This window comes from Alphaproteobacteria bacterium (assembly GCA_040218575.1).
In the GTDB taxonomy this organism is placed as follows: Bacteria; Pseudomonadota; Alphaproteobacteria; order JAVJRE01; family JAVJRE01; genus JAVJRE01.
Window position 1 is genome coordinate 130,394 of the sequence record JAVJRE010000001.1, and the last position, 16,735, is coordinate 147,128.

At 68.3% G+C, this 16,735-nt stretch carries 16 protein-coding genes and 1 tRNA gene; 9 read left to right on the forward strand and 8 right to left on the reverse strand.

The window, feature by feature from the left end; genetic code table 11:
- The first annotated feature begins 64 nt into the window (after positions 1–64).
- Positions 65–137: transfer RNA gene (locus RIE31_00595), tRNA-Thr, on the forward strand.
- 365 nt (positions 138–502) lie between these two features.
- Positions 503–1,447 (forward strand): DUF427 domain-containing protein, encoded by a 945-nt coding sequence (locus RIE31_00600; protein MEQ8639101.1) that lies wholly within the window; start codon positions 503–505, stop codon positions 1,445–1,447.
- Between the two features lie 15 nt (positions 1,448–1,462).
- Here the strand turns inward: RIE31_00600 and RIE31_00605 are convergent, their stop codons facing one another.
- Together RIE31_00605 and RIE31_00610 are read right to left on the reverse strand one after the other, a co-directional pair.
- Entirely contained in the window at positions 1,463–1,714 is a 252-nt protein-coding gene (locus RIE31_00605) for a hypothetical protein (protein MEQ8639102.1), read from the reverse strand.
- 159 nt (positions 1,715–1,873) lie between these two features.
- Positions 1,874–3,310: an FAD-dependent oxidoreductase gene (locus RIE31_00610; GenBank protein MEQ8639103.1), complete on the reverse strand. Its 1,437-nt coding sequence runs from the start codon at positions 3,308–3,310 to the stop codon at positions 1,874–1,876.
- A gap of 71 nt (positions 3,311–3,381) precedes the next feature.
- Here RIE31_00610 and RIE31_00615 point away from each other — a divergent pair, with 71 nt between their 5' ends.
- Entirely contained in the window at positions 3,382–4,278 is an 897-nt protein-coding gene (locus tag RIE31_00615; protein ID MEQ8639104.1) for an alpha/beta hydrolase, read from the forward strand.
- 146 nt (positions 4,279–4,424) lie between these two features.
- Complete coding sequence (locus RIE31_00620) at positions 4,425–4,991, forward strand: cytochrome b/b6 domain-containing protein (GenBank protein MEQ8639105.1); 567 nt, start codon at positions 4,425–4,427, stop codon at positions 4,989–4,991.
- Positions 4,992–5,015: 24 nt separating this feature from the next.
- Here the strand turns inward: RIE31_00620 and bmt are convergent, their stop codons facing one another.
- From bmt to RIE31_00635, 3 genes are all read right to left on the reverse strand, one after another.
- Positions 5,016–6,101, reverse strand: coding sequence for a betaine--homocysteine S-methyltransferase (bmt, locus tag RIE31_00625; protein MEQ8639106.1), 1,086 nt, complete (start codon positions 6,099–6,101; stop codon positions 5,016–5,018).
- Positions 6,102–6,187: 86 nt separating this feature from the next.
- On the reverse strand, positions 6,188–7,648 hold the full coding sequence (locus RIE31_00630) for a hypothetical protein (GenBank protein ID MEQ8639107.1): 1,461 nt from the start codon (positions 7,646–7,648) through the stop codon (positions 6,188–6,190).
- Between the two features lie 127 nt (positions 7,649–7,775).
- Positions 7,776–8,510, reverse strand: coding sequence for a tetratricopeptide repeat protein (locus RIE31_00635; GenBank protein ID MEQ8639108.1), 735 nt, complete (start codon positions 8,508–8,510; stop codon positions 7,776–7,778).
- A gap of 209 nt (positions 8,511–8,719) precedes the next feature.
- On the opposite strand from RIE31_00635, the gene RIE31_00640 reads away from it, so the two are divergent.
- From RIE31_00640 to RIE31_00650, 3 genes are all read left to right on the forward strand, one after another.
- Positions 8,720–9,994 carry an MFS transporter gene (locus RIE31_00640; protein ID MEQ8639109.1) on the forward strand — a complete coding sequence of 425 codons (1,275 nt, stop codon included), beginning with the start codon at positions 8,720–8,722 and terminating at the stop codon, positions 9,992–9,994.
- 13 nt (positions 9,995–10,007) lie between these two features.
- Positions 10,008–11,348 (forward strand): MFS transporter, encoded by a 1,341-nt coding sequence (locus tag RIE31_00645; GenBank protein MEQ8639110.1) that lies wholly within the window; start codon positions 10,008–10,010, stop codon positions 11,346–11,348.
- 61 nt (positions 11,349–11,409) lie between these two features.
- The gene (locus RIE31_00650) at positions 11,410–12,090 is read left to right on the forward strand and encodes an SDR family oxidoreductase (GenBank protein ID MEQ8639111.1); all 681 of its coding nucleotides are present in this window, start codon (positions 11,410–11,412) and stop codon (positions 12,088–12,090) included.
- A gap of 16 nt (positions 12,091–12,106) precedes the next feature.
- Here RIE31_00650 and RIE31_00655 read toward each other — a convergent pair whose 3' ends face one another.
- Positions 12,107–12,646 carry an isoprenylcysteine carboxylmethyltransferase family protein gene (locus RIE31_00655; GenBank protein ID MEQ8639112.1) on the reverse strand — a complete coding sequence of 180 codons (540 nt, stop codon included), beginning with the start codon at positions 12,644–12,646 and terminating at the stop codon, positions 12,107–12,109.
- A 3-nt stretch (positions 12,647–12,649) separates the two neighbouring features.
- Positions 12,650–13,897 (reverse strand): glycine C-acetyltransferase, encoded by a 1,248-nt coding sequence (locus RIE31_00660; GenBank protein MEQ8639113.1) that lies wholly within the window; start codon positions 13,895–13,897, stop codon positions 12,650–12,652.
- A 113-nt stretch (positions 13,898–14,010) separates the two neighbouring features.
- On the opposite strand from RIE31_00660, the gene RIE31_00665 reads away from it, so the two are divergent.
- Together RIE31_00665 and RIE31_00670 are read left to right on the forward strand one after the other, a co-directional pair.
- The gene (locus RIE31_00665) at positions 14,011–15,186 is read left to right on the forward strand and encodes a pyridoxal phosphate-dependent aminotransferase (protein MEQ8639114.1); all 1,176 of its coding nucleotides are present in this window, start codon (positions 14,011–14,013) and stop codon (positions 15,184–15,186) included.
- A gap of 90 nt (positions 15,187–15,276) precedes the next feature.
- Positions 15,277–15,774 (forward strand): copper chaperone PCu(A)C, encoded by a 498-nt coding sequence (locus RIE31_00670; GenBank protein MEQ8639115.1) that lies wholly within the window; start codon positions 15,277–15,279, stop codon positions 15,772–15,774.
- A 23-nt stretch (positions 15,775–15,797) separates the two neighbouring features.
- On the opposite strand, the gene RIE31_00675 is transcribed toward RIE31_00670, so the two are convergent.
- On the reverse strand, positions 15,798–16,733 hold the full coding sequence (locus RIE31_00675) for a cytochrome c (GenBank protein MEQ8639116.1): 936 nt from the start codon (positions 16,731–16,733) through the stop codon (positions 15,798–15,800).
- Positions 16,734–16,735: the final 2 nt, after the last annotated feature.

Sequence of the window (16,735 nt, forward strand, 5' to 3'; positions counted from 1 at the left end):
GTGGCCGGCGGCCGGCCGAAACTTGCGCCCGAAACGCCGCCGCCATATGGTCCCGCCACGGTTCGCCGCATTAGCTCAGTTGGTAGAGCATCGCATTCGTAATGCGAGGGTCGCTGGTTCGAGTCCGGCATGCGGCACCGTGATCTAGCGAGAGGGAGGCATGGCAAAGGTATGGTTCATCAAGGATGGTTCTAGCCTAGGGCAAGCAGGTAAAATGGTTGATACCGTGCCGCTTCCATGGTGTGACGCAGAGCTTGGTCTAAGGACGGCCCGGCGGCTGTCCGGTCCGAACGAAACCATTCGTTCTAGTGATAAAACCTCCGGTGTTGGAGAGTTTGCGGCCTTTCGATACGTTGTTTGTGAGTTAGATGAATTGGAAGCGACAGCACACGGTCGGCAAGCGGGCCATTACTTACTTGAACTGTCGCCCCATGTGACAAGAGAGAAGTTATCTGACCACCGTCGATCTTCGAGCACAGACCACCAATAGCTTTGACCGGTGATGCTGTTCCCCACCCCCACCACTTACCCCATCTCCAGTCGGGCGGTGCCCATGCCGGCGGCGCGGCTGGCCGAAGCGCAGGTGATGGCGAACCATCCGGGCCATGTGGTGGCCGAGGCCGGCGGCGGCGCGCTGGTGGTGGCCGAGTCGCGGCGCTGTGTCCTGCTGCTGCACCGGGACTATTTCGCCCACATTTTTGTGCCCTTCGCCGATGTGCGCATGGACCTGTTGCAGGAGGCGCGGCCGGACGAGGTGGCGCCCTATGCCGACTGTGCCGGCATCCGCTTCTGGCACGTGCCGGCGGCCGATGGCGGGCATGTGCCGTTCGGCGCCTGGAGCTATGACTTTGGCGGGGTCGGCAGTAGCGGCGGCGGTGACGGCACGGGCGTGCCGGCGCGGCCGGAGCTGGCCGGACGTCTCACCTTCGCCTTCCACGGGCTGGACCGCTATGTGATTGACGGGCGCCACGAGCGGGCCCATGTGCGCGACCCGCGGACGGTCTTCACGGTGACGCCGCTCGGCCGGCATCTGGTGGCCGGCGTCGGCGGCCAGGTGGTGGTGGACAGCCGGGCTGCGCTGCGCCTGACCGAGAGCGACTATCAGGACCGCTATTATGTGCCCGAAGCGGATATCGCCATGGACCTGCTGGTGCCAAGCGACCGGGTGACGGTATGCGCCTATAAGGGCGAGGCGCGGTATCACCACCTGAAGATTGGCGACCGCGTGTGGGAGAACGCCTTCTGGGACTATCCCCAACCGTGGACCGACTATGCGGACTGCTTCGCCCGGATCCGCGGCCACCACGGCTTCTTCACCACCATGCTGGAGACCACCCTGGACGGCCGGCCGGACGTGCCGGACCAGCAGGCGGCGGCCACCGACCGGCGGATGCGGGCCAACCCCAATGCCGACAGGCTGGCCCGGGCCAGGGCCGGCGTCACCTGAGCCGGCTGTCGCCGGTCATACGTGCTGATCGATCAGCACCGGATTGCCGTCCGGGTCCAGCACCATGCAACTGGCGGGGCCTTCTGAGTCTTCGTCGGCCTCGCTGAGCATGGTGATGCCGGCGGCCTTGAGCGTCTTCTGTATGTCGCGCACATCGGTGAAGGTGTCGAGCGCCCGACCCGCGCTGTCCCAGCCCGGATTGAAGGTCAGGGTGTTCTTTTCCAACATGCGGTGAAACAGGCCGATGGCGCATGACGGCGAGCGCATGATGAGCCAGCCCTGCGCCGCATCGCCGGCGAAGGCGGTAAAGCCCAGGGTTTCATAGAAGGCGCGCGACGCGGCGAGGTCTTTGACCGCCAGGCGCTGAGCGAAAAGTTTCCAAGATTCATGTGGTGCTCCGGTTCGGTTGCGCCGGTCGGCGGGTGATCAGCGGATCGGCGCCAGGCCGGGCGGCGCCAGACGGGCTAGCGCCCGGTCGAGGCGGCGGCCGGGCCGCCCCCGATCCTGTGCCGCCTCGACCCGGCCGGCGGCGGCGCTGACCAGACGTGAGCCCACATAGCGCAGCGGCTCCGGCGGCAGGCGGCGGGCCTGGCGGGCGTTGACCAGCGGGCTGTCGGTCCATTCATCGCGCCGGCCAAGCGCCAGCGAGGCGAGGATACGGCCGCCGGTCCAGGACGGGCCGACGCCATTGCCGCAATAACCGTGGCCGTAGGCGATGTTGGGATGGCCGGCGAGGCGGCCGAAGTGCGGCAGGCCATTGAGAGTGCGGGTGACCGGACCGTGCCAGGTATCGGCGATTGCGATCGGGCCCTTGTGCCCGAAGAAGCGGCGAAAGCTGGCGGTCAGCGCCGCGCCGTCGCGCGCCGCCCCATCGGCCCGCTGACCGACGCGGCCGGCCCAGAAGAACTGGCTGCCGCCCTTGCCCATGGCGATGCGACCGTCCGGCGTGGAGCGCAGGAAGTTGACGAAAACGCGAACGTCGGAGACCGCCAGGCCGCCGGCCAGGCCCGTGCCGGCCAGCAGGTCCGGCACCGGCTCGGTGATGATCATGTCGACACCGACGGGAACGAAGGTGGTGCGGAACTCCGGCAGCTCCGCCGCCCAGGCATTGAGCGCCAGGACCGCGCGGCCGGCGGTGAGGCGGCCGGCCCCGGCCGGGCCGGCGGTGTCGATCACCACCGGATTGCCGCGCCGCAGACGGACCACCGGTGAGTGTTCATAGAGGCGCACCCCTTGCTGGCGGGCGACGCGGGCCATGCCGCGCGCCAGCAGGGCCGGTTGCACCGTCGCCACATGGGGATCGTAGACGCCGGCGGTGGTGACCGGCGTGCCGCTGCGCGCCGCCACCTGGGCGGGCGTCAGAGTTTCGAAGGTGGGCGCGCCCAGTGCCGCAAGGGCCTCTAGCGTCGGCTGCCAGGCGTCCACCTGCGAGGGATTGCTGGCAGTCCACAACCAGCCGTCGTGGCGGAACTGGGCGTCAATGGCGTGGTCGGCGCAGAAGCGGCCGATGGCCCGCACCGATTCCTCCGAGGCGCGGATCAGGCGCAGCGCTTCCTGCCGGCCGCAGGCGGCGATCAGCGGCAGGGCCTTCGACGACCAGGTCATGCAGAAGCCGCCATTGCGACCGCTGGCGCCGCCGCCGCACAGGCTCTTGTCGATGATGGCGATGTCGGCCGCCGGTTCCAGCGCCTTGATGTGCAGCGCCGTCCACAGCCCGGTAAAACCGCCGCCGATGATGGCGATGTCGGCCCGCGCCTCGCCGGTCAGCGGCGTCACGGCAAGGCCGCCGTCGCCTGATGTGGCCGGATCGGCCTCGGCCTGCATCGCCTGCTTCAGCCAGTAGCCTGTCAGTGCGGTGTTCATGGCGTGCCCCCTGCCCCGGAGACTAAGCCTGGGTCTAGAGTTGGCCAAGATGGTCCTGTCAGGGGGTGGCAATGCGTACGGAAGGGCTGACGTTTCGCTGTGACGGGCTGGACATGGCCGGGGTGTGGTACCTGCCGGAGCCGGCGGCGGCACGGGCCGACCGGCCGGCGCTGGTGGTGACCAGCGGCTTCTGCGGCATGCTGGACCGTTTGCCGAAGATATTCGCGGAGGTCGCCTGCCCGCTGGGCTATCCGGTGTTCTCGTTCGACTATCGCGGCTTTGGCCTGTCGGGCGGCACGCCGGGCGACACCCTGCTGGACGATCAGGCGCGGGACATGGCCAGCGCGCTGGTCATCGCCCATGACCGGGCCAGCGCCGAGAAGCGGCCGCTGGTACTGGCCACCTGGGCCATGAGTTCGCCGGTGGCGGTGCAGGCCCTGAAGCTGTCGCGGCAGGTTGCCGCCTTCATGCCCATGAACGGATTCTATAACGGCCGGCGCTGGCTGCGGTCGGTGAAGGGCGAGGCGGACTTCGCCCGTTGGCTCGACTGGCTCGATGAGGAGCGGGCCAGGCTGGCGCGGGGCGGCGAGGCCAAGGGTATCCATCCCTTCGAGATCTATCCGCTGGACCCGGTGACGGCCAAGGATGTGTACGAAAAGATGTACGAGCCGCCCGGCTGGGGACCGGACCAGGCGCTGTGCTTTGCCGATTCCTTGCTGAGCGTGGATGGCGAGGGCGATCTGTCACATCTGGCGGCGGTGCCGGCGCTGATTGTCCATGGCGCGGAGAACGCATTGCACCCGCCGCAGGAATCCCTGTCCTTCCACGCCCGCTATCCGGGACCGCGCCAGCTTCTCATGCTCGACGGCGTCGGCCATCTGGGCTGGATCGGCGACAGTCCGGCCATGACCACCCTGCTGGACACCATGGAGGCCTGGCTGGCGCGGCAGGGCATCGCCGCCGGCTGACGGCCGGAGGCAGGCGGCCGGCGCATGACGCAGATCAACGCGCCCGGCAGCACGACCTGTCACTTGTGATGCAGGCTCGATTTCCGTTCAGGAGAAATCCCCATGGCCCGCGAGCGGTCGCCGTCGGCGGAGACGCTGGTTCTGGTGTGGGATCCTTTCGTCCGGTTTTTTTTCACTGGACCCTCGCTCTGCTGTTCTTCGTTGCGTGGTTCAGCGAGGATATTCTGTTGGTGCATGTGTGGGCCGGCTATGGCGTCGGCGCGTTGCTGCTGGGCCGGCTGTTCTGGGGTGTGGTCGGGACGCGGACGGCACGCTTCAGCAATTTCGTGCGTGGCCCGGGCGCCATATGGACCGATTTGCGGCAGACCCTGACCCTGCGGTCAAAGCCGCACCACGGCCACGGGCCGGCTGGCGGCGCCATGGTGGTGGCGCTGCTGGCGGTAATCGCCCTGGTGGTGGCGTCGGGAATGGCGTTCTACGGCGAAGCGTGGGGACGGGGTCCGCTGGCGATCCTGCAGCCGCTGGCCGGCGACGCGGCCACCACGGCGCTGGCGGAGCCATCCGGCGACGGACTCTGGAAAGACATCCATGAAACCGTCGCGAATCTGGCGCTGATTCTGGTGTTTGTCCATGTGGCCAGCGTCCTGCTGGCGAGCATCGGCCAGAGGCGCAATCTGGTGCGTGTCATGTGGACCGGCCGGCGCCGGTCCTAGCCTGTTGCCGTGCGGCCCGGCGGCCTAACCGGCCTGGCGGCGGCGGCGTTCGCTGCGCCGGGCGCGGGCCTGGGCCAGCACCTCGTCATGCTCGCTGGCGATGTCGTCGGTTTGGGTGGTGATGGGCCCCAGCGCCGCGATGATGGCATCGCGCTCTGGCGGACTGCCCGGCGCATAGTCGCGCAGGGATTCGATGATCGCCTTCATGATGGTGCCATCGGAGCCGCAGCAGCCGCCGATGATCCGGGCGCCCGCGTCCCTGGCCAGGCGGGCATAGGCGGCCATCAGCTCCGGCGTACCGGTGTAGTGGAAGTGGCCGTGATGAAATACCGGCACTCCGCAATTGGCTTTGGCCACCAGCACCGGCGCGACTTTGCCGGCGGCGGCCAGTGTCGCCGCGCCACGCGCCATGCCGGTGATGGACAGCAGGTTCTCGGTGGGGCCGAGGCCGCAATTGGCGCCCATGGCGGCGGGCGGATGGTCCAGCGTGCCGTAGAAAGCGACGGCGGTCTCCGGCGCCACGCCCATCATGGTATGGCCGGCGGTATCGAAGGTCATGGTGGAGACCACCGGCAGGCCAGTGGCCCGTGCCCCGGCCAGCGCCGCCTCCACCTCTTCCGTCGAGCTCATGGTTTCCAGCCACAGCAGATCGGCGCCGCCGGCGGCAAGGCCGCGCGCCTGATCGGCGAAGGCGGCGGTGCCATCGGCCAGGGTAAGCGGGCCCACCGGCTGAAACAGCTCACCCGTCGGCCCAATGGAGCCGGCCACCAGCACCGGCCGGCCGGCCGCATCCGCCACCTGACGGGCCAGCGTCGCCGACAGCCGCGACAGGGCGAAAGCGTCGTGCTCACGATCGTGCAGTTTCAGGCGATAGCTGTTGGCGCCGAATGAGTTTGTCAGGATGATGTCGCAACCGGCGTCCACCATTTCCTGATGCACGCTGCGCACGCGGTCGGGATGTTCCTCGTTCCACAGCTCCGGTGCGTGTCCGGCCTCCAGCCCGCGGGCGAAGAGATTGGTGCCCATGGCGCCGTCGGCGATCAGGCAGTCACGCGTGGCCAGCAGGGACCAAAGCGTGGGCCTGGAGGAATCGGAGGGGGCGCCGGTCATGGCGGCTCGCTTTCATTCTGGGGTCAGCCGGAGGCGCGCTTATAGCGAAGCGGCATCCCTATTGCCACAGTTTGGTTAACGCGGCCTTAGTCGCCGAGCAGCGGCGGATCGAAAGTAGGCGGGCCGACCGGTGGCAAGGTGATGGTGAAGGCGTGACCGCCGCTGTCCGGCCGTCCGGCGGCAATGATCTGTTGCAGGCCAAGAGCCAGGCCGCCGGACACCTGATCGTGGCCAGGCAGGGCGGTCAGGGCCTGCAGCGCCTGCACCGCGCCGGTGGTGCGCCAGACCAGCTCGCCGACCAGACCCATCTCGCCGCTGCCGGAGACGGTGAGTGCGCCGGCGAGAGAGGTGGCCAGCGGACCAGCGGTGATGGATGCGCGATCAAAGCTCAGTTGGCTGCCGGCCCCGACAAGGCTGGCGGTGAGCAGAGGCCCCATCTCTCTGAGCGCCATGGCGTCAAACACAGGATCAGGACTGGCGGACAGTGTGTCGGCAATGATGCGGGTCCAGTCCCGCAGCGGGAAAGGCTGCAGCGTGAGTGCCACGTCCGTGCGCGGTGCGTTCAGGCCCTGTGGCAGCGCGGCGCCGGGACCGCCGGCGCCATCACCCGGCACGTAGCGGGAGAGATCAAGCAGGGTGAACGACAACACCGGCGACTCGCTCTGGCCATTGTGCACGGCGCCGGAGAGCCGTGTGCGGTCACTGCTATAGGCCTCTCCGGTGCTGCTGTCGGCGTAGCGCAGACCCTGCAGGCTGAATTCCCACTGGCCGTTGTCCAGGTGCTCGCCAATGGCCGCCACATAGGCAGCGACCGCGGCGCGCGCCTGCGCACTGTCCGCCAGACCGGCCGGATGCCCGCTGGCCCTGCTGCGCCGTTCGGCATCGGCCAGCGCCGCCTGCATGGTCGCCATTTTCGCCAGTGGCACCGCGTCCGCCTGGTAAGAGGTTTCCATAGCGGCCAGGCTGAACGTCGCGCCGGCGTCGGGCGCCCGCGCCTGCACGCCACGGATGGCGAATCGCATATCCTCCCGGCCGCTGCCATTGCGGACCGGTTGCAGGTCATAGGTGTAGGTCAGATCGGCGACAGCTATCTGGAAGGGAGCGAACTCAAGATCCATCCCATTGACGGCCAGCCGCATGGAGCGGGCCAGGCCCAGATCTTCATCGAAACTGAACTCCAGCCGCGCTCGCTGCGCCGTGATCACATCCGGCTCGGCCGTGACTCCGTCATAGAACAGAATACGCTGCGGCAGGTCGATGCGGATGGTGATGGTGTGATCGTCGATGATCCGCGCCTCGCCGGTGACCGGACCAAGCTCTATGCCGGCGCCATCGTTGAAGAAATGCCGCACGTCAGCGAAGCTGATGACATAGACATCCGGCGCGGCGCCGGTGCTGATATTGGCGGAATCGGTCAGCAGGCCGCCGGACGCGATGTGCAGGGCCTGGGTGACCCGCGCGATGCCGGCCTCCGACGCCGATGCCGGTGGTGGCGACACCAGCCCAAACAAAGCGAGGGCGGAGAAGAAGATCGTCAGACGGCGCATGTCTGGCTCCCGATGGTCAGCATGTCCGAGGCGGGCCCGGGCGAAGTCAGGAGCCTAGCACAGGCCAGCCGGCCTGACGTGAGGCCCGCTGTCAGGGTCGCTGTCAGGGCCCTGGGGCGGTGAGGTGTCAGGGGCTGACCGGCAGCGGGACAAAGGCGCGGACGCGGGCTTCCGCGGCGGCGACTTCCGCGTCGCTGAAGGTGGCGGCAAGACGATGCAGATTGTCTGCCGCGGCCGGATAGCCGGCGAGGGCGGCAAGGCGAAACCACACATAGGCGTCCATCAGATGGCCGGGTGTGGCGTCGTCACCCGCCAGGATGAGGCCGGCGGAGAACTGCGCCTCGGCAATACCCTGGGCGGCGGCGGCAAGGAACAGGCTACGGGCGCGATCAGAGTCCGCCGGCACGCCGCGGCCGTCGCGATATAGCTGGGCCAGGAGAGTTCGCGCCCAGGCGTGACCCGCATCGGCGGCGCGGGCAAGCCACAGGGCCGCCTGTTCAGGGTCGGCGGCGAGGGCATACTCCGCCGCCGTGCCGGGACCATTGAGATAGAGAAAGCCGAGAGCAAAGGCGGCGTCGGCATTGCCGCCCAGCGCCGCGGACTCATACCAGCGGGCGGCAAGCGCATAGTTGCGCGGCACGGCCAGCCCGTCCGCATAGGCGGTTCCCAGGTAGAACTGGGCGGCAGCGTCGCCGGCCCGGGCCAGCGGCCGCAACTCGGCCAGGGCGGCGGCATAGCGTTTCTCGCCATAGGCCTGCCAGGCGGACAGGGCGTCGGCGCGCGCCGCCGGGGCAGCCCCGGCCAGAGCGACGCCAAGGGCCATGACAGCGGCAAGCATGCGCATGAAGCGGCGTCCGAACATGGTCAATTCTCCTGGGCTCCCGGGCGATCTCTCCCTGGTGACCGCACGGACCAGTGTGTCACATCGCCGATGGCGGGAGCATGACGGAGATCATAGAGGGTCGGCACCGTTGACGGCCGGCCGGCCGGGCCGCTATCGCTGGCGGCGTGGCGTGCCGTGGGGCATTGCCACGGGTTTGAGCGCCAGACAGACGATAGGGAGGCACCGCCATGCGGGATATTGCGCTGGGCGCCTGGGCCCTGCTTCTGGGGGTCGCCTTCCTGCTGCTGGGCTATGGCCTGCAAACGTCGCTGTTGGGCCTGCGCGGCTCGGCCGAAGGATTCGCGACGACAACCATCGGCGTCGTCATGGCCGGATATTATGCCGGATTCCTTGCCGGCTCGGCGATCGCGCCGGGCATGGTCGGCCGGGTCGGTCATGTGCGGGCGTTCGGCGCGCTTGCCTCCATCGCCTCGGCGGCGGTGCTGATTCATGCGGTGGTCATCGAGCCGACCACATGGTTCGCCATGCGGGTGGTCACCGGCTTTTGTTATGCGGGGCTGTACATCGTCGCCGAGAGCTGGCTGAACGACCGGGCCACCAATGAGACCCGCGGTCGTTTGCTGGGCCTCTATATGGCGGTGCAGTTCGCCAGCATCGCCCTGGGCCAGGCGCTGCTGACGGTCGCCGATGTGCAGGAGGCGACCCTGTTCATCATCGGCTCCGTCGCGGTGAGCCTGGGCGTGGTGCCTATCCTTCTGACCCGCAGCCCGGCGCCAGTGATCGAGACGCCGGTGCGGCTGGGGCCGATGGCCCTGTTGCGGGTATCGCCGCTGGCGGTGGTGGGGGTGGTGCTGGTGGGCGCCAGCCAGGGCGGTTTCGGCAGCCTGGCCGCGGTCTATGGCGAGCAGAGCGGGCTCAGTGTCGAAGCCATCGCCGCCTTTATCGCGGCCACGGTGGCTGGCGGCATGGCCATGCAATGGGGTGTGGGCTGGATCGCCGACCGGGTGGACCGGCGCATGACCATTGCCGGTCTCGGCATGGTATCCGCGGCGGCGGCGCTGGCCTTCCTGGCACTGCCCATCGCCTGGCGCGGCGGCGCCGTCTTTCTGGCGCTGGCGGTGGTCTTCGGCGGTGCCCTCTATCCGCTCTATTCAGTGGTCGTCGCGCACGCCAATGACCGTCTCAACAAATCCCAGATGGTCGGCGCCAGCGCCAGCCTGATGCTGTTGTATGGCATCGGCGCCATGAGCGGGCCGCTTGTCCTGTCGTTGGCCATGGCCGTCGCCGGGCCCGGCGGATTCTTTCTGGCTCTGGCCGCGGTGATGGCCGGTCTAGGCGTCTATGCCCTGTGGCGGACGACGCGCCGTGCGGCAGCCGACATGGACAGTCACGCGGCCATGATGTCGCCGTCCGCCACCGCCCTGGCCGTGGCGGTGGCGACCGAAGAAGCGTCGACCCTCGACGAGACGGCGGAGGACGGCACCCGGCCCGGCCGGGACTGACCTTGCAGGCAGCGTGGCAAGGGCCTATGGCCATGGCCTGACGGGCGCGGGCCGGGAGGCGAGTGTCAGCATGTTGAAAGTGGCGCTGGGCGCATGGGCCCTTCTTCTGGCCATGTTCATCTTTCTGGTCGGCCATGGCCTGCAATATCCGCTGCTGCAACTGCGCGGCAGCGCCGAAGGTATTCCCGTTGACGTCATCGGCCGCATCATGTCGGCCTATTTCATCGGCTTTCTGGTGGGCAGCATTCTTGTGCCGCGGGCGGTGCCGGTGGTCGGCCATATCCGGGTGTTCGCCGCCTGCGCGGCGCTGGCTTCCACCACCATTCTGGTGCAGGCGGTGGTGGTCGAGCCGGTGACTTGGTTCGCCATGCGGCTGCTGACCGGCATCTGCTATGCGGGCCTGTATATCGTTGCCGAGAGCTGGATCAACGACAAGGCGACCAACAAGACACGCGGTCAGCTTCTCAGTCTTTATCTGATGTGTCAGTTCGCCGGCGTGGCCATCGGCCAGTATCTGATTACGGCGGCGGACGTGCGCGGTTTCGAACTGTTTATCCTGGCCTCCATCCTGCTGGGCGTCGGCGTCCTGCCGATCCTGCTGACCCGGCAGGCGGCGCCGGAGATCCGGCCGCGCGCGCGGATGGGGCCGCTGCTGCTGCTGGGTCGCGCGCCGATGGCGGTGGTCGGCGTGCTGCTGGTCGGTATCGGCCAGGGCAGCTATGGCAATCTGGGGGCGTTGTATGGCCAGGCCATGGGTCTCAGCGTCGAGGCCATCGCCCGCTTCCTGTCCTTCGCGATCATCGGCGCGCTGGTGTTTCAGTGGCCGGTGGGCCGTCTGTCCGACGGGGTGGACCGGCGCGTCGTGCTGGCAGTGGCGTCATTGATCGCGGCCGGGCTGGCGGTCGCGGCGGTAGCCCTCGGCAGCGCCGGGCTCGCCGCAACCTGGGCCTTGCCGGCCATCTCGTTCCTCTTCGGCGGCGCCATCTATCCGCTCTATGCGGTGCTGGTGGCGACCGCCAATGACCGGTTGCAGCCGGACGAGCGGGTCGCCGCCGCCGGCACCCTGCTGTTGCTGTACGGGGTTGGCGGCATGATGGGGCCGACGGTGATTTCCCTGGCCATGAAGCAGGTCGGACCGGCCGGGTTCTTTCTGTCGCAGGCGGTGCTGTTCGGTCTCGTCGGGCTTTATGCGCTATGGCGCATGATGCAACGGGAACCGGCTGTTCACGCCGGCACGGTAGACCCGGTGTTGCCGACCACCACGGCGGCGGCCACGCTGGCGGCCGCCGGCGCGTCAGACGCCGCCGCGTCCCGTGACGGCGGCGAGACGGGCGGGGTTGACCCCACTCGCTGAGTCCGCAGGATGCGTCGGCAGTATTCACACCGGCCCATCCAACCATCAGCGAGACGACACTATGGCGACGGTTGTCATCACCGGCTGCGACTATGGAATCGGCTATGAGTTCGCGCGCGCCTATGCGGTGGATGGCTGGCGGGTACATGCGGTGTGCCTGCAGGCCAGCAGCCAGGCGCGGCTCGGTGGCGTTGGTGACACGCACGTGCACAGGCTGGACGTCACCGATGAAGCGGGGGTGCAGGCGCTGGCGCAGCGCCTGAGCGACGAGCCGGTGGACGTGCTGATCAATAATGCGGCCACTTTCGCCCGTGGTCAGGGTGGTCTGTTTGACCTGCCGACGACGGAAGATTTCCTGCGTGTGCTGCACGTCAATGCGGTGGCGCCGCTGTTGGTGGCGCGCGCCTTTGCGCCGCACGTGGCCAAGGGCGAGCACAAGGTGATGGCCTTCCTGTCGACGCGTTCCGCCTCGATCGACGACAATACGTCAGGCGGCCACTATGACTATCGTATGAGCAAGACGGCGCTCAACATGGCGGTAAAGGGAATTGCCTGTGACCTGGCGGCGCAGGGTGTCATGAGTGTTGCCCTGCATCCCGGGTCGGTGGCGACAGAGACGCGCAAGGGCGCCCCGGTCAAAGTGGCCGACAGCGTGGCCGGTATGCGGGCGGTGATCGAGGCCATGACGCCGGCCATGAGCGGCACCTTCCAGCGCTACGACGGCGGCACCATTCCCTGGTAGCGGGCCCGTCGGTGGCCTAAAGCCGGTCGTCGGGATCGCTCGATCCGCCACCGGTGCCCGGCAGCCAGCGTGGCACATGCGCCGCATAGTCGCGCCAGTGGTCGCCGAAGCGGCGGGCCAGACGCGGTTCCTCCACCAGCGGCAGATAGAGGCCGTTGGCCAGCCCGAAGACCGCCAGCCAGGCCAGCAAAGCAGGCGACGCGGTGAGCACCACCTGACCCAGGAGGGCGAGCCCGACGCCGCTGATCATGGGGTGGCGCATGTGGGCGTAGGGTCCGGCGGTGACCAGATGGCGCGGCGGATCCCACGGCGCCAGGGTGCCCTGACCACGGCGGAAAAACAGGCTGACGGTCCAGCCCAGCAGGCCGAGGCCGAGCCCCAGCAGCAGGCCGCCCATGAGGCTGTTCCACGACAGCACGGCCGGCCAGCGCCAGCTCAGCCAGCCCGCCAGCCCGCCGGAGTCTCCCGCCGTCGCCCACAGCAGCAAGGCCGGCACCGTGAGCAGGGCGTTGGCCGGCAGCAGCAGAGCCGAGAGGGTTGCGCGAAGAGCCAGCACGGACTAGCCGATCACCCCCATGGCGCGGCCGACACGGGCAAAGGCGGCGACCGCCTGGTCAATGTGCGCGGGCTCATGGGCCGCGCTCATCTGGGTGCGGATGCGGGCCTGGCCCTCGGGCACCACCGGATAGGCGAAGCCGATCACATAAATGCCTTCGTCCAACATGCGCCGCGCCATTTCCGCCGCCACCCGGGCATCGCCCAGCATGACCGGAATGATCGGGTGCTCGCCGGGCACCAGCGTAAAGCCATGCTTGTTCATGGCGGTGCGAAAGCGCTGGGCGTTATCAAACAGGCGGTGGCGCAGGGCGTCGCCGGTGTCGGCCGATTCCAGCATGTGGAGTACGTGCAGGGTGGTGGCGGCGATGACCGGCGCCAGGGTGTTGGAGAAGAGATAGGGGCGTGAGCGCTGGCGCAGCCAGTCAATGATCGGCTGGCGGCCGCTGGTGAACCCGCCCGAGGCGCCGCCCAGTGCCTTGCCAAGGGTCGAGGTGATGATATCCACCCGCCCGGCTACGCCATGGTGGGCCGGGGTGCCGCGGCCGCCCGGTCCCATGAAGCCGGTGGCATGAGAGTCATCGACCATGACCAGGGCGTCATAGCGTTCCGCCAGATCGCAGATCGCCGGCAGGTTGGCGAGAATGCCGTCCATGGAGAAGACCCCGTCGGTGGCGATCAGTCGAAAGCGGCAGTCGGCCGCCGCCTGCAACTGCGCCTCCAGGTCGGCCATGTTGTTGTTGGCGTAGCGCAGACGGCGCGCCTTGCACAGGCGGATGCCATCGATGATGGAGGCATGATTGAGCTGGTCGGAGATGACCGCGTCCTGTTCGCCGAGGATGGTTTCGAACAGGCCGGTATTGGCGTCGAAACAGGATGAATAGAGGATGGTGTCCTGGGTGCCGAGGAAGCGCGACAGGCGTGACTCAAGCGTCTTGTGGACGTCCTGGGTGCCGCAGATAAAGCGCACGCTGGACAGGCCAAAGCCCCAGCGGTCGAGCGCCGCCTGGCCGGTGGCCACCAGGGCCGGGTGGCCCGCCAGACCCAGATAATTGTTGGCGCAGAAGTTGAGAACATGGCGCTCGGCCGTGCTCTGGCCATGGTCGTCCGCGCCGGTGGCGTCGGCGGCGCCGGCGGCGATGGCAATGTCGGCACCCTGGCGGCCGGTCAGGACACGCTCCGCCTTGAACAGGCCCTGCGCCTCCAGGCCAGCGGTTTCGGCGGCGAGATGGTCGAGCAGGGCGCGGGACATGGCGGGCTCCGGAAAAGGGCTGGAGTGGGCAGGTGTGCGGGCCGACCGTAGGCGGACACAGCATCCGGCGCTAGTCTGGCGCCGTTGTGCCATCAACCACAGAGACCAGCCCCATGGCCGCCGCCCTCGACATCGCCCCCGCCATCACCCGCCTCGAGAATGAGAGCGCCTTCGCGGTTCTGGCCCGCGCCCAGGCCCTGGCCCGCCAGGGCAAGGAGGTAATCAATCTCGGCATCGGCCAGCCGGACTTCAAGACGCCGGAGCACATTGTGGACGCGGCGGTGAAGGCCCTGCGCGACGGCCAGCACGGCTATACGGCGACCGAGGGCATCCTGCCCTTGCGTGAGGCGGTGGCGGCGGACATCCGCCAGCGGCGCGGCGTGGAGGTGGACCCGGGCCATATCCTGGTGGTGCCCGGCGGCAAGGTCACCATGTTCTTCGCCATCCTCATGTTCGGCCGGCCCGGCGTCGAGATCATTACGCCCAATCCGGGTTTTCCCATCTATGAGTCGATGATCCACTACACCGGGGCTGAGGCCGTGCCCATGCGGCTGCGTGAAGAGAACGGCTTCGCCTTTTCGGCCGAAGAAGTGCTGCGCCAGATCAATGACCGGACCCGGTTGCTGATCATCAACAGCCCGGCAAATCCCACCTCCGGCGTGACTCCCAAGGCGGAGATGGACCGGCTGGTCGAGGGGCTGGCGGCATGGCCGAAGGTGGCGGTGCTGTCGGACGAGATATACAGCCGCCTGCTGTATGACGGTCGTCAGCACGTGAGCCTGCTTGGCTATGAGTCGCTGCGCGACCGGCTGATCGTGCTGGACGGCTGGTCGAAGACCTACGCCATGACCGGCTGGCGTCTGGGCTATGGCGTGTGGCCGGCAAGCCTGATGGAACATGCGGTCAATCTGGCGGTCAATTCCCACTCCTGCGTTAATGCGGCGACCCAGTTCGCGGGCATCGCCGCGCTGAACGGTCCGCAGGAGTCGGTGGACATCATGCTGCGCGCCTTCGATCAGCGGCGGCGAGTGCTGACCGCCGGGCTCAACCAGTTGCCGGGCGTCACCTGCCAGGAGTCCGCCGGTGCTTTCTATTGCTTTCCCAATATCACCGGCACCGGCATGACCTCCAACCAGCTTCAGACCCGCCTGTTGGAAGAAGCCGGTATCGCGACCATTGCCGGCACCAGCTTTGGCGCCGATGGCGAGGGCTATATCCGCTTCAGCTATGCCAACTCCGTGGAGGCCATCGAGACGGCGCTGGCGCGCATGGGCGATCTGTTGCGCTGATCTGACTCCACTCGACCCACGACAGTGTGATTCCCGGCGGTCTTTGGCTTGTTTAGGGTGGCGCGCTCTCGACCAACACGGAGCGCACCTATGAAAGCCCTGCCGAAACTGACCGGGCTCATCGTGACCTTGATGGCGTCCATGATTGTGATAACGCCGCCGGCCGTCGCCCAGGACTGGGCGAATGAGTGGCAGGTAGGTGACATGCATGTGAGCCAGGTCCGGGCGGGTGCGGCCGATGGCGGGGTGGCCGCCTATTTCCTGATTCATAACCACGGTGCGGCCACCGGTGTTCTTGTGTCGGTGGTGGCGGTGGATGGTGGCGCGGCTCAATTGCGGACGACGAGCGCGGAAGCCGACGTCACGCAAGTGGTCGAGCACATGGAGATCGCTGCTGAGTCCACGCTGGTGCTGGAGCCCGGCGGGAATCATGTGTTGATCAGCGGGCTGACGGCGGCGCCGACAGCAGGCGACCAGCTGCGTCTGGCGCTACAGTTCGATGTGGGACCGGCCATCACCATCACGCTGCCGGTGCTGACGGCGGACGAGGCAAGCGGCACCACAAGCGGCACCGGCCACGGCCACTAGGCTGTCGCGAAAGTGATCGCCGGTCAGTTGCCGGTCTTGAGCCAGACGGCCAGCGCCCGCTGGTCGCCATCACTCAGACGGCTCAGGGTGTTGCGGATGACCAGCGCCATGTCGCCGCCGGCCGCATCGCCGTCCGGCTGCAGGCCGGTATCGAAGAAGAACAGCAAATCACCTTGCGACCAGTCAGCCAGCGCCGCCGCCGTGATGGCCGGCACCGGGTCGCCGCCGGGTCCGTTGCGGGTGCCGGCCAGCGCCGTGCCGCCATAGCCGCCGAGCAGGCCGCGCGGCGTGTGGCAGGCGGCGCAGTGGCCCAGCACCTCACCCAGATAGCGGCCGCGGGCGAGCAGGACCGCGTCCGACGCGTCGGTAGTGGCGGGCCGGTCGGCGGCGGCATCAGCCAGTTGGGGGGCCGGCGGCGTGGGGGGCCGGCCGGAGAGATGCTTCCACAGGGCCAGCAGCGGACGCACGGAAAAGGGAAAGGAGAGATCGTGCGGCGGCGTCCGCCGCGTCACCGGCGGCACGTCCCGCAGCCAGGCCCACAGATCCGCCAGGTCCGAATCGCTCATGGCGGCGTAGTGGGTGTAGGGAAAGGCCGGGTAATAGTGAGCGCCGGCCGGTGACAGACCATCGGTCATGGCCCGGACGAAGTCCGCGCCGCGCCAGGCGCCGATACCGGTGGCCCTGTCGGGCGTAATGTTGGGCGGATAAAAATCGCCGAAGGGGGAGCGGAGCGCCGCGCCGCCGGACAGGGCCGGCAGATCCGCCCTGGCGTCGGTGTGGCAACTGGCGCAGCCGGCCGCCGCCGCCACATAGGCGCCACGGGCCTTGTCGCCGGCGGCGATGGTCGCATCGTCCACTATGCGGTCGGCGGTCGGCGGCGGGATCAGCAGCGCCGCCGCCAGCAGAACGAGACCGGCGGCCGCGAAGCCAATAGCCAGACGCAAGAGAAAACGGCGCACGC